Raw genomic sequence first — 13,024 nt, 5'->3', positions numbered from 1 at the left:
AATGAAAAAAATCTGAAAAAAGTGTTGACAAAGATTTTGAAAGTTGATATACTAGTAAAGTAATCGACGCGGGGATGGCGGAATTGGCAGACGCGCAGGACTAAGGATCCTGTGGCCGCTTTAGGTCGTGAGGGTTCAAGTCCCTCTCTCCGCATAGGGTAAGAGTTGGCTTTGGCTAGCTCTTTTTGTTTTTACAAAGAAGACTAGAGGTTACGTTTCGTATATCGAAAAATATTGGTATCAAGAACAGTTCATTGTATCAGAACATTTAAACTGAGTTTTCCATTTCATCCTATTAAGAATATCCTCAAACACTAGTCAGAAAATGAAGAACTTAGGAAATGGAAAAATACTAATCAGAAAGATGTGACTATCATTTTTAAAATGAAGTAGATTTTTGATTGGTACTATTTCTCCTTACATAAGAAGGAAGGTTAGCGTTTGCTAGCTTTTTTGTTTTTTCAAAAAATAAATCAAAAAAATTTTCGATTTCATAAACATTTCATATTTGGATTTTATAATAGTCTTACAAATATGGAGGTGACAAATGAATCCAATCCAAAGAGCTTGGGCTTATGTCAGCAGAAAACGACTGAGAAGTTTTATTTTATTTCTGATTTTATTTGTTCTTTTAGCAGGAATTTCAGCCTGTTTGACGCTGATGAAGTCCAACAAAACAGTGGAAAGCAATCTTTACAAATCACTCAATACCTCATTTTCTATCAAAAAGATAGAAAATGGACAGACCTTCAAGTTATCGGACCTAGCATCCGTGAGCAAGATTAAGGGACTGGAAAATGTTTCTCCTGAACTTGAAACGGTCGCAAAACTGAAAGACAAGGAAGCGGTGAGTGGTGAGCAGAGCGTAGAACGTGATGATTTGTCAGCTGCAGACAAGAACTTGGTTAGCTTAACGGCTCTCGAGGATTCATCCAAGGATGTCACCTTTACCAGTTCGGCTTTCAACCTAAAAGAAGGGCGACATCTTCAAAAAGGGGACTCCAAGAAAATCCTGATCCACGAGGAGTTGGCCAAGAAGAACGGTCTTTCGCTTCATGACAAGATTCGCTTGGATGCTGGTCAGTCAGAATCTGGAAAAGGGCAAACAGTAGAGTTTGAAATTGTCGGCATCTTTTCTGGAAAAAAACAAGAGAAGTTCACAGGCTTGTCTTCTGACTTCAGTGAAAACCAAGTCTTTACAGACTATGAAAGTAGCCAAACCCTTCTGGGAAATAGTGAAGCTCAAGTCAGTGCAGCGCGCTTCTATGTAGAAGATCCTAAGGAAATGGACGGACTCATGAAGCAGGTGGAAAACTTGGCTTTGGAAAGTCAAGGCTACCAAGTCGAGAAGGAAAACAAGGCCTTTGAACAAATCAAAGACTCAGTGGCAACCTTCCAAACCTTCCTCACCATCTTCCTTTATGGGATGTTGATAGCAGGAGCAGGAGCCTTAATTTTGGTCTTGTCCCTCTGGTTGAGAGAAAGGGTCTACGAAGTGGGAATTCTTCTGGCACTTGGAAAAGGCAAGAGTTCGATCTTCCTCCAGTTCTGTTTAGAGGTAGTTTTGGTATCACTTGGAGCTTTGCTTCCATCCTTTATCGCTGGAAATGCCATCACATCCTATCTACTCCAAACTGTACTAGCCAGTGGAGATCAGGCAACCTTAGAGGAAACGCTGGCCAAAGCAAGTGGTCTATCAACCAGTCTCCTATCCTTTGCAGAATCCTATGTCTTTCTGCTCCTGATTGGTTGCTTATCCGTAGCTCTTTGTTTCCTATTCTTATTTAGAAAATCGCCGAAAGAAATTTTATCATCTATTAGTTAATACTCTTCGAAAATCTCTTTAAACCGTGTCAGTCTTATCTGCAACCTCAAAGCTGTGCTTTGAGCAACCTGCGGTTAGCTTTCTAGTTTAATCTTTGATTTTCATTGAGTATAAGAAGGAGAAATCATGACTTTATTACAATTGCAAGATGTTACCTACCGTTATAAGAACACTGCTGAAGCAGTTTTATATCAGATCAAGTATAATTTTGAACCCGGAAAATTTTATAGTATCATTGGTGAGTCAGGAGCAGGAAAATCCACTCTCTTGTCCCTACTGGCTGGTCTAGATAGTCCTGTCGAGGGTTCTATCCTTTTCCAAGGAGAGGACATTCGGAATAAGGGGTATTCTTACCATCGCATGCACCATATTTCCCTGGTCTTTCAAAATTATAACTTGATAGATTATCTTTCTCCGCTGGAAAATATCCGCTTGGTCAACAAAAAGGCAAGCAAGGATACACTTCTTGAGCTTGGTTTGGATGAAAGTCAGATCAAGCGGAACGTTCTCCAGTTATCAGGTGGTCAACAGCAACGTGTAGCCATCGCTCGCAGTTTGGTATCAGAAGCTCCAGTTATTCTAGCTGATGAGCCAACAGGAAATCTGGACCCTAAAACTGCTGGAGATATTATCGAACTGCTCAAATCACTTGCCGAGAAAACAGGTAAATGTGTGATCGTCGTCACCCACAGTAAGGAAGTGGCACAAGCGTCAGATATTACACTTGAATTGAAGGATAAGAAACTGACTGAAACTCGCAATACTACAAAATAAGATGAGCTTGTTTTGATAGAATTATGAAATCAAATCTAGAAAGGAAACCTATGTTACACAACGCATTTGCCTATGTTACAAGGAAGTTTTTCAAATCGATTGTTATCTTCCTGATTATTCTCCTCATGGCGAGCTTGAGTTTGGTCGGCTTGTCGATCAAGGGAGCTACCGCCAAGGCTTCTCAGGAGACCTTTAAAAATATCACCAATAGCTTCTCCATGCAAATCAATCGTCGCGTCAATCAAGGGACGCCACGTGGTTCTGGGAATATAAAGGGTGAGGATATCAAAAAAATCACCGAAAATAAGGCCATCGAGTCTTATGTTAAACGCATCAACGCCATCGGAGATTTGACTGGATACGACCTCATCGAAACGCCAGAAACCAAGAAAAATCTCACTGCTGACCGAGCAAAACGGTTTGGAAGCAGTTTGATGATTACAGGTGTCAATGACTCCTCTAAAGAAGACAAGTTTGTCTCTGGCTCATATAAGCTGGTTGAAGGTGAGCACCTAACCAACGACGACAAGGACAAGATTCTCATGCATAAGGACTTGGCAGCTAAACACGGCTGGAAAGTCGGAGATAAGGTCAAATTAGACTCCAATATCTATGATGCCGACAATGAAAAAGGTGCCAAGGAAACAGTTGAAGTGACAATCAAGGGACTCTTTGATGGTCACAATAAGTCAGCAGTAACCTACTCACAAGAACTCTATGAAAACACAGCTATCACAGACATTCACACTGCTGCAAAACTTTATGGATATACAGAAGACACAGCTATTTATGGGGACGCAACCTTCTTTGTAACAGCAGACAAGAACTTGGATGACGTCATGAAAGAGTTGAATGGTATCAGCGGTATCAACTGGAAGAGCTACACACTTGTGAAGAGCTCCTCTAACTACCCAGCTCTAGAGCAATCCATCTCTGGTATGTACAAGATGGCCAACCTCCTCTTCTGGGGTAGCTTGAGCTTCTCAGTTCTTCTCCTTGCACTCTTGCTCAGTCTTTGGATCAATGCCCGTCGCAAGGAAGTGGGAATTCTCCTCTCTATCGGTCTCAAGCAGGCAAGTATCTTGGGGCAATTCATCACCGAATCTATTTTGATTGCCATCCCTGCTCTTGTTTCTGCTTACTTCCTAGCCAACTACACAGCTCGTGCCATCGGAAATACTGTTCTTGCCAATGTCACTTCAGGTGTTGCCAAGCAAGCCAGCAAGGCTGCTCAAGCCTCTAACCTTGGTGGTGGTGCAGAAGTAGACGGCTTTAGCAAGACCTTGTCGAGCTTAGATATTTCTATTCAGACATCAGACTTCATCATCGTCTTTGTCCTTGCCTTGGTTCTAGTGGTTCTTGTTATGGCGCTTGCTTCAAGCAATCTCCTTAGAAAACAACCAAAAGAGCTCTTGCTCGATAGCGAATAAAAAACTTGCTACCTATTCTCCCCTAAATGGGGTATAATATAGGTAGCATTTTTATCTATTTCATCTTGATAAGGACTCTTCCTATCAGGATGAAACAGAGAAGATTTACAAGAAATTTAAAGGAATGTGAAACGTTTTTTCTATGAAAATTTTAATTGTAGAAGATGAAGAGATGATCCGTGAGGGAATCAGTGACTATTTGACGGATTGTGGTTATGAAACCATTGAGGCAGCAGATGGACAAGAAGCTCTGGAAAAATTTTCCAGCTATGAAGTTGCTCTAGTACTACTGGATATCCAGATGCCCAAGCTTAATGGCCTAGAAGTCCTAGCGGAGATTCGTAAGACCAGTCAGGTTCCTGTCTTGATGCTGACAGCCTTTCAGGATGAGGAATACAAGATGAGTGCTTTTGCTTCTCTAGCAGACGGTTATCTGGAAAAGCCCTTTTCTCTCTCTCTTTTAAAAGTAAGGGTGGACGCGATTTTCAAGCGCTACTACGATACGGGACGAGTCTTCTCCTATAAGAATACCAAGGTGGACTTTGAGAGTTACAGTGCAAGCCTCGCAGGTCAAGAAGTGGCCATCAATGCCAAAGAGTTGGAAATTCTGGACTATCTGGTGAAAAATGAAGGACGGGCCTTGACTCGTTCTCAGATAATTGATGCGGTCTGGAAAGCGACAGATGAGGTTCCCTTTGACCGTGTCATCGATGTCTATATCAAGGAACTGCGGAAAAAGCTAGACCTGGATTGTATCCTCACGGTGCGCAATGTTGGTTATAAATTGGAGAGAAAATGAAACGAACAGGTTTATTTACAAAGATTTTTATCTATACCTTCTCTATTTTTAGTGTTCTGGTTATTTGTCTTCATTTAGCCATTTATTTTCTCTTTCCCTCGACTTATCTGAGCCATCGTCAAGAAACCATTGGTCAGAAAGCGACAGCCATTGCCCAGTCCCTAGAAGGAAAGGATAGGCAGAATATTGAGCAAGTCTTAGACTTGTATTCCCAGACCAGTGATATCAAAGGAGCTGTCAAGGGAGAGATGACCGAGGACAAGTTAGAAGTCAAGGACAATCTTCCTCTGGATACGGACCGTCAAACTACTTCCCTCTTTATCGAGGAGCGTGAGGTGAAAACGCAAGATGGTGGGACTATGACTCTCCAGTTTCTAGCTTCGATGGATTTGCAAAAAGAAGCAGAGCAGATCAGTCTCCAGTTTCTTCCCTATACCTTGCTGGCATCCTTTCTGATTTCCCTCTTGGTGGCCTACATCTATGCTCGGACTATTGTTGCCCCGATTTTGGAAATCAAGCGGGTGACCCGACGGATGATGGATTTAGATGCCCAAGTGCGATTGCGTGTGGATTCTAAGGATGAGATAGGTGATCTCAAGGATCAAATCAATAGCCTTTACCAGCATCTCTTGACTGTCATTGCGGACTTGCATGACAAAAATGAAGCTATTCTCCAGCTAGAGAAGATGAAGGTTGAGTTCCTACGAGGGGCTTCTCATGAATTGAAAACTCCACTAGCTAGCTTGAAAATCCTAATCGAAAATATGAAAGAAAATGTCGGCCGTTATAAGGATAGAGACCACTATCTTGGAGTTGCCTTGGGGATTGTGGATGACCTCAGCCACCACGTTCTCCAGATACTGTCTCTTTCTTCTGTTCAGGAATTGCGAGACGAGAAAGAAGAGGTCGACCTTCTTCAGATGACGCAAAGTCTGGTTAATGATTATGCTTTGCTCGCCAAGGAGAGAGAACTTCAGGTGGACATTAGCCTAACCCGTCAGCAAGCTTACATAAACCCATCTGTCATGAAACTGATATTATCGAATCTCATCAGCAATGCTATCAAGCACTCCACTCCAGGTGGCTTGGTTCATATCGGCGAGAGAGAAGGAGAAATCTTTATCGAGAATAGCTGTAGTCCTGAAGAACAGGAAAAACTGGCCCAGTCTTTTTCTGACAATGCTAGTCGCAAGGCCAAGGGTTCGGGGATGGGGATCTTTGTGGTCAAAAGTTTATTAGAACACGAGAAATTACCTTATCATTTTGAGATGCAGGGTGATCGATTGACCTTCTTCATACGTTATCCCAAAGTCACTCAAGACTAAAAGAAAGAAAGGGTTTACATTGATTGAGTTGGAAGAAATTCAATCTAAAGTATGGGAAAAACTAGCTTTTTTTATCAAAAAGTGATAAAATGAACAATGTAAATGGGATGTCCCAAAAAATATATAGGAGGCCTGACAAATGGCAATCGTTTCAGCAGAAAAATTTGTCCAAGCAGCTCGTGACAACGGTTATGCAGTTGGTGGATTTAACACAAACAACCTTGAGTGGACTCAAGCTATCTTGCGTGCAGCAGAAGCTAAAAAAGCTCCAGTTTTGATCCAAACTTCAATGGGTGCTGCTAAATACATGGGTGGTTACAAAGTTGCTCGCAACTTGATCGCTAACCTTGTTGAGTCAATGGGTATCACTGTACCAGTAGCTATCCACCTTGACCACGGTCACTACGAAGATGCACTTGAGTGTATCGAAGTTGGTTACACTTCAATCATGTTTGACGGTTCACACCTTCCAGTTGAAGAAAACCTTAAATTGGCTAAAGACGTTGTTGAAAAAGCACACGCTAAAGGTATCTCAGTAGAAGCTGAAGTTGGTACTATCGGTGGTGAAGAAGACGGTATCATCGGTAAAGGTGAATTGGCTCCAATCGAAGACGCTAAAGCAATGGTTGCAACTGGTATCGACTTCTTGGCAGCTGGTATCGGTAACATACACGGTCCTTACCCAGCAAACTGGGAAGGTCTTGACCTTGACCACTTGAAGAAATTGACAGAAGCTCTTCCAGGCTTCCCAATCGTATTGCACGGTGGTTCAGGTATTCCTGATGACCAAATCCAAGCAGCTATCAAACTTGGTGTTGCAAAAGTTAACGTTAACACTGAATGCCAAATCGCATTCGCTAACGCAACTCGTAAATTTGCTCGTGACTACGAAGCGAACGAAGCTGAATACGACAAGAAGAAACTCTTCGACCCACGTAAATTCTTGGCTGACGGTGTAAAAGCTATCCAAGCATCAGTTGAAGAACGTATCGACGTATTCGGTTCAGAAGGTAAAGCTTAATCTAGCTGAACAATACAGATGAAACCTGCCCATTGGGTGGGTTTTTTGGTGTGGATAACATTAAAAAATCTTAATTTGATAGAAACTTACTCTATATTTCCATTCTTTACACGAACTAAAGTTATTATATTTGGTATAGATTTTATATTATCCTTTTGCTATAATTGAATTAACTAATTTGTAAGCGTCAGGGAGTTTATAGACAATTTCTGAAGTATTATTCAATATCATTAATTTAACTCTATACTAGAAGTTAAGGGAGCCAATGATTTTAAAAAATGGTTAGTAATAGTGGAGAGGTTATTATCAAGTATGAAAGAAAATATAATCAGTTTTTTTCAGTATTTTTTTTGGAAAAGAAAAATTAAAGAGGTTCATACTCACAGTGAGGATAGTGTTAGACGAGTATTTAGGTCTATTGCACAGAATGGATTTGATTATTATGGTGAGTCAGTACCTTATGGACGGGCTAAGTGGTTTATTGAGTCAGAAAAAGAATTTTATAATGAATTCTCTAATACTGAATTTGAATATTTTGGTTATTCTCCGGTTAGAAGTTTAAAGGAAGAAGATTTCAAAGAATATGGTTTACTCTTGACCCAGTATGGAATTTTCGAAAAAATGCAAATCAAAGATCAAGAAAGGTGTAATGTACAATTTTTTCCATTTTCCAATTTATGGAAAGTAGAGGTAGATGATAATGATCAGTTAGTATTTTACTATCCATATGGGATTATTAAACGTTTGAATGTCTCGAATAGTTTGAACTATGTTGTTAGGGAATTGAATGAATTGATTGCTTCCGGTTATACAAATGATGTACAAGTTGAAAATTTAAACTCACAGTTATTAAAAATTGGTAAAAAGAATGTTAATTCAACTACCTTTAGAAGAGGAACTGAGATAGGAGCTGTTTCTTGGATTTTATTAAGTGTTGGTGATAGATTGCATAAAGCTCAAATAAATGCAATGGTTAGCGCTCCATCTGGGCATGGTCATGCTGCAGAATATGCTAATAATGTAATTGATAGGATTAAATATCCTTTTCAAGATGTCAAACAAATTGGTCAAAACAATGCAAAAAACGGTGCAGACCGGCAAGTCGGAAATCAAAAGATTCAGACTAAATATTATGCAAGAGCAACTGGAACAATTAACTCAGCTTTCGATTCTGAAAGTGGAATGTATAAATACAAAGGAATGCAATTAGAAGTTCCTAAAGACCAATATGATAAAGCAGTAGAGTTATTTGGAGAAAAAATTAGACAAGGAAAAGTTGAGGGAGTTAACAACCCAGAAGAAGCGAAAAATTATATCAGAAAGGGACATATTACCTATAGAGAGTCAAGATTGATAGCTCAAGGAGGAAATTTAACATCAATTAAATTTGATGCAATTGATGGAGCTATTAATTCACTGCCAGGTGTGGGTATAAGCTTTGTTATTGTTTTTTCTCATGCTAAATGGTCGGGTGCAGAAACCAAAGATGCGGCTCTAATGGCTGGTAAAGCAGGATTACGAACCCTAGCTATGGGAACTAGTATCTATGTTGCGTCACAGCAATTCGCAAAAATATTTACAAAACAAATTAATGATTTTTTTGGAAAAAAAATTACAGCTGAAGTGGTTGCAAGACGAGCTGCACCAGTGATATCATTCGCTGTTATTATGGGTCCAGATATTTTTGAAGCGCTTGTTGGAAGAATTTCTTCACAGCAGCTATTAAAAAATGCAGCAGTTGCTGGGGGCGGTATGATGGCAGGAGCTGGTGCAGGTGCGGTTGGTGGTGCAATTGCTGGACCAATAGGAGCATTAGCGGGTGCGATTATAGGAGGAATTGCAGGAGGAATAGGAGCAAAAGCAATTGCGGATCAATTCATAGAAGATGATCGTGTGGAAATGTTTGCCCAATTAAAAGAAGAGTTTATTGATACTGTGATGGTTATTTCGCTATCTCAGAAAGAGTTTAATAAAATTCAAGAAGATGTCTTTAATGAACAATTAGAAAGTTTACTGAAGGACATGTTCCAGAGGAAAGAAAATAGTCGGACTTATGCGAAAGAGTTTGTTGAGGAAAAAGTTAAATCTGTCATAAAAGATAGAAAACGAGTTGAATTGAAGGAAATTATTGAGGCAGTTCAAGTAATAAATGATGTTCAATATTCATCGGAATCAGGATGGACACAAAATGATGGTGCTTGGTACTATCTAAATAATAGCGGCTCTTTAGCAAGGGGGTGGATTCAAGATAATGAACATTGGTACTATCTAAGTGATGATGGAGTCCTTGTAACAGGTTGGTTTAAGTATAATGATGTCTGGTATTACTTGAAAGATAATGGAGCTATGGCGACAGGTTGGATTCAAGATTCAGGGAAATGGTATTATTTAAAAGAAGACGGATCAATGGTAACTGGTTGGTTCCAAATTGGCGAAACATGGTATTATTCATATTCTTCAGGAGAACTAGCAGTTAATACTACCATAGATGGGTATAGAGTTAATGAAAATGGAGAATGTGTTGATTAAATTGAATATTTGAGATAAATCACTTTGAATACAACCTGCCCACTGGGCAGGTTTTTTGGTGTTTTAAGGAAACTATTAAACCAGAATTTTTGATTCAAAAGTATTATTTTAAGAGTGAAATCTCTAATTTCATAATCTGTAGGCAAACGCTTGCATTCCGTTTTTTATTGGACTATAATAGGTTGGTATAAAGCCTTCTGTAAGAATAACAATTAGAAAGTTTAGAAAGTAAGGATTTAGAATATTTGTAGTCAAAAATACAATGTTGCTATTCCTTACGGTAGGGAGATAGATATGGCAATGATAGAAGTGGAACATCTTCAGAAAAATTTTGTGAAGACAGTAAAGGAGCCGGGGTTAAAGGGGGCTTTGCGCTCCTTTATTCATCCTGAAAAGCAGACCTTTGAAGCGGTCAAGGATTTGACCTTTGAAGTTCCAAAAGGCCAAATTTTGGGCTTTATCGGGGCCAATGGAGCTGGGAAGTCAACAACCATCAAAATGCTGACAGGAATTTTAAAGCCGACATCGGGCTATTGTCGGATCAATGGCAAGATTCCTCAGGACAATCGTCAAGACTATGTCAAGGATATTGGGGTTGTCTTTGGACAACGCACCCAGCTATGGTGGGATCTGGCCCTGCAAGAGACCTATACGGTCTTAAAAGAAATTTACGATGTGCCAGACGCGCTCTTTCATAAGCGTATGGACTTTTTGAATGAAGTCTTGGATTTGAAGGAATTTATCAAGGATCCCGTACGCACTCTTTCACTGGGTCAACGAATGCGGGCGGATATTGCGGCTTCCTTGCTCCACAATCCCAAGGTTCTCTTTTTAGATGAGCCGACCATTGGTTTGGACGTTTCGGTCAAGGATAATATTCGTCGCGCCATTACCCAGATCAATCAGGAGGAAGAGACCACTATTCTCTTGACCACTCACGACTTGAGCGACATTGAGCAACTTTGTGATCGGATTTTTATGATTGATAAGGGGCAAGAGATTTTTGATGGAACGGTGAGCCAGCTCAAGGAAACCTTTGGCAAGATGAAGACTCTTTCTTTTGAACTGGTGCCAGGTCAAAGTCATCTAGTTTCTCACTATGAAGGCATGTCTGATATGACTATTGATAGACAAGGAAACAGCCTCAATATTGAATTCGATAGTTCCTGCTACCAGTCGGCTGATATTATCAAGCAAACCCTGTCTGATTTTGAAATTCGCGATTTGAAGATGTTGGATACGGATATCGAGGATATTATCCGTCGCTTCTACCGAAAGGAGCTCTAAGATGGTCAAATTGTGGAGACGTTATAAACCCTTTATCAATGCAGGCGTTCAGGAGTTGATTACCTATCGAGTCAACTTTATTCTTTATCGGATTGGGGATGTTATGGGGGCTTTTGTGGCTTTCTATCTTTGGAAGGCAGTCTTCGATTCGTCGCAAGAGTCTTTGATTCAGGGATTCAGTATGGCAGATATCACCCTCTACATCACCATGAGTTTTGTGACCAATCTTTTGACCAAGTCGGATAGCTCTTTTATGATTGGGGAGGAGGTCAAGGACGGATCCATTATCATGCGCTTGCTGAGACCAGTGCATTTTGCGGCCTCATATCTCTTCACCGAGCTTGGCTCCAAGTGGTTGATTTTTATCTCTGTTGGACTGCCATTTTTAAGTGTGATTGTCTTGATGAAAATCTTATCTGGGCAAGGGGTTGTAGAAGTACTGGGATTAACCATCCTTTATCTCTTTAGCTTAACCCTAGCCTACCTGATCAACTTTTTCTTCAATATCTGCTTTGGATTTTCAGCCTTTGTATTTAAAAATCTTTGGGGTTCCAATCTCCTCAAGACTTCTATAGTGGCATTTATGTCTGGAAGTATGATTCCCTTGGCTTTTTTTCCAAAGATCGTTTCAGATATTCTGTCCTTCTTGCCTTTTTCATCCTTGATTTATACTCCAGTTATGATTATTGTTGGAAAATACGATGCCAGTCAGATTCTTCAGGCACTCTTGCTACAGTTCTTCTGGCTCATAGTGATGGTAGGCTTGTCTCAGTTGATTTGGAAACGAGTCCAGACATTCATCACCATTCAGGGAGGTTAGTATGAAAAAATATCAACGCATGCATCTGATTTTTATCAGACAATACATCAAGCAAATCATGGAATACAAGGTTGATTTTGTGGTTGGTGTCTTGGGAGTCTTTCTGACCCAAGGCCTGAACCTCTTGTTTCTCAATGTGCTCTTTCAACACATCCCCTCGCTAGAAGGCTGGACTTTTCAAGAAATCGCCTTTATCTATGGATTTTCCTTAATTCCCAAGGGACTAGATCATCTCTTTTTTGACAATCTCTGGGCTCTGGGGCAACGTTTGGTGCGAAAAGGAGAGTTTGACAAGTACCTGACGCGTCCTATCAATCCTCTTTTTCACATCTTGGTTGAGACCTTTCAGATTGATGCCTTGGGCGAACTATTGGTCGGTGGTATTTTGTTAGCGACAACGGTATCTAGTATTGCTTGGACTCTTCCAAAATTCCTGATTTTTCTAGTCTGTATTCCTTTTGCGACCTTGATCTATACTTCCTTGAAAATCGCGACTGCCAGTATCGCTTTTTGGACCAAGCAGTCAGGTGCCATGATTTACATTTTTTATATGTTTAATGACTTTGCCAAGTACCCAATTTCCATTTACAATTCCCTTCTTCGTTGGTTAATTAGCTTTATCGTACCTTTCGCCTTTACGGCCTACTATCCTGCCAGCTATTTCTTGCAGGATAAAGACGGGCTCTTTAACATTGGTGGGTTGATTCTGATTTCCCTTGTTTTCTTTGTTATTTCTTTAAAACTCTGGGACAGGGGCTTGGACGCTTACGAAAGTGCGGGTTCTTAAGATATAAAATAGGATGAGAGTTAAAAATTAAATATGTTAAAAACAACCGTTGAAAATTATTGCGGTTGTTTTTGCATGTTTATTAAGGCACGAATTCTATCCATACCCCTTTTTGCGATTTTGGTAATTATTCCAGTTGATTGATAATATTTTTGATGGGAGGAATGAGTTTATATTGTACCCAGTTAACTATAATATTTATTGACTAACCTATTTGTTAACATGGATTAAAAAAAAAATTAACCTGGGTTAATTTTTCTTGACTTAAATTTTTTTAATTGATATACTATTTTTCAGAGAGCTAACAATTATATATAAATGTACTACTCTATCCCACTAGATAATACGTCATAAAACTTTTTATAACAAAGGCTAGCAAAGTTAAAGTTTTCTATCTATTGGGTTTAAAATAAAAAATGAAGGAATT

10 protein-coding genes and 1 tRNA gene are annotated in these 13,024 nt (G+C 39.8%); all 11 read left to right on the top strand.

Going from position 1 to position 13,024, the window contains the following annotated elements; translation table 11 throughout:
• Nucleotides 1-68: 68 nt before the first annotated feature.
• The 11 genes from D8844_RS01385 to D8844_RS01330 all read left to right on the top strand — a co-directional run bounded on the left by D8844_RS01385 (nucleotide 69) and on the right by D8844_RS01330 (nucleotide 12,597).
• Nucleotides 69-154 (top strand) — tRNA-Leu (locus D8844_RS01385).
• A 393-nt stretch (nucleotides 155-547) separates the two neighbouring features.
• Nucleotides 548-1,825, top strand: coding sequence for an ABC transporter permease (locus D8844_RS01380; protein WP_042902564.1), 1,278 nt, complete (start codon nucleotides 548-550; stop codon nucleotides 1,823-1,825).
• Nucleotides 1,826-1,951: 126 nt separating this feature from the next.
• Complete coding sequence (gene vex2, locus D8844_RS01375; protein ID WP_000173735.1) at nucleotides 1,952-2,599, top strand: ABC transporter ATP-binding subunit Vex2; 648 nt, start codon at nucleotides 1,952-1,954, stop codon at nucleotides 2,597-2,599.
• Between the two features lie 50 nt (nucleotides 2,600-2,649).
• Nucleotides 2,650-4,029: an ABC transporter permease subunit Vex3 gene (gene vex3, locus D8844_RS01370; protein WP_000903002.1), complete on the top strand. Its 1,380-nt coding sequence runs from the start codon at nucleotides 2,650-2,652 to the stop codon at nucleotides 4,027-4,029.
• 142 nt (nucleotides 4,030-4,171) lie between these two features.
• The gene (gene vncR, locus D8844_RS01365; protein WP_049485358.1) at nucleotides 4,172-4,828 is read left to right on the top strand and encodes a response regulator transcription factor VncR; all 657 of its coding nucleotides are present in this window, start codon (nucleotides 4,172-4,174) and stop codon (nucleotides 4,826-4,828) included.
• Nucleotides 4,825-6,153, top strand: coding sequence for a sensor histidine kinase VncS (gene vncS / locus D8844_RS01360; protein WP_125421290.1), 1,329 nt, complete (start codon nucleotides 4,825-4,827; stop codon nucleotides 6,151-6,153). Before vncR ends, vncS begins: the two co-directional genes overlap by 4 nt.
• A 139-nt stretch (nucleotides 6,154-6,292) precedes the next feature.
• Nucleotides 6,293-7,174, top strand: a complete 882-nt coding sequence (locus tag D8844_RS01355) for a class II fructose-bisphosphate aldolase (RefSeq protein ID WP_001018995.1) — start codon at nucleotides 6,293-6,295, stop codon at nucleotides 7,172-7,174.
• Nucleotides 7,175-7,486: 312 nt separating this feature from the next.
• Nucleotides 7,487-9,703, top strand: a complete 2,217-nt coding sequence (locus D8844_RS10565) for a YeeR family protein (RefSeq protein WP_125421287.1) — start codon at nucleotides 7,487-7,489, stop codon at nucleotides 9,701-9,703.
• A 294-nt stretch (nucleotides 9,704-9,997) separates the two neighbouring features.
• Complete coding sequence (locus D8844_RS01340) at nucleotides 9,998-10,990, top strand: ABC transporter ATP-binding protein (protein WP_084860164.1); 993 nt, start codon at nucleotides 9,998-10,000, stop codon at nucleotides 10,988-10,990.
• 1 nt (nucleotide 10,991) lies between these two features.
• Nucleotides 10,992-11,810, top strand: coding sequence for an ABC transporter permease (locus D8844_RS01335; protein WP_125421281.1), 819 nt, complete (start codon nucleotides 10,992-10,994; stop codon nucleotides 11,808-11,810).
• 1 nt (nucleotide 11,811) lies between these two features.
• Nucleotides 11,812-12,597, top strand: coding sequence for an ABC transporter permease (locus D8844_RS01330; RefSeq protein ID WP_000760747.1), 786 nt, complete (start codon nucleotides 11,812-11,814; stop codon nucleotides 12,595-12,597).
• Nucleotides 12,598-13,024 lie beyond the last annotated feature (427 nt).

Origin of the sequence: Streptococcus oralis (assembly GCF_003942875.1) — a bacterium.
Classification (GTDB): Bacteria; Bacillota; Bacilli; order Lactobacillales; family Streptococcaceae; genus Streptococcus; species Streptococcus oralis_BX.
The sequence above is the reverse complement of the archived record's forward strand: the minus strand, read 5'-3'. Positions and strand labels throughout refer to the sequence as shown.

Excerpts from the sequence above, each read along its gene's own strand:
- D8844_RS01380 (WP_042902564.1), top strand. The coding sequence starts at position 548 with ATGAATCCAATCCAAAGAGCTTGGGCTTATGTCAGCAGAAAACGACTG.
- vex2 (WP_000173735.1), top strand. The coding sequence starts at position 1,952 with ATGACTTTATTACAATTGCAAGATGTTACCTACCGTTATAAGAACACT.
- vex3 (WP_000903002.1), top strand. The coding sequence starts at position 2,650 with ATGTTACACAACGCATTTGCCTATGTTACAAGGAAGTTTTTCAAATCG.
- vncR (WP_049485358.1), top strand. The coding sequence starts at position 4,172 with ATGAAAATTTTAATTGTAGAAGATGAAGAGATGATCCGTGAGGGAATC.
- vncS (WP_125421290.1), top strand. The coding sequence starts at position 4,825 with ATGAAACGAACAGGTTTATTTACAAAGATTTTTATCTATACCTTCTCT.
- D8844_RS01355 (WP_001018995.1), top strand. The coding sequence starts at position 6,293 with ATGGCAATCGTTTCAGCAGAAAAATTTGTCCAAGCAGCTCGTGACAAC.
- D8844_RS10565 (WP_125421287.1), top strand. The coding sequence starts at position 7,487 with ATGAAAGAAAATATAATCAGTTTTTTTCAGTATTTTTTTTGGAAAAGA.
- D8844_RS01340 (WP_084860164.1), top strand. The coding sequence starts at position 9,998 with ATGGCAATGATAGAAGTGGAACATCTTCAGAAAAATTTTGTGAAGACA.
- D8844_RS01335 (WP_125421281.1), top strand. The coding sequence starts at position 10,992 with ATGGTCAAATTGTGGAGACGTTATAAACCCTTTATCAATGCAGGCGTT.
- D8844_RS01330 (WP_000760747.1), top strand. The coding sequence starts at position 11,812 with ATGAAAAAATATCAACGCATGCATCTGATTTTTATCAGACAATACATC.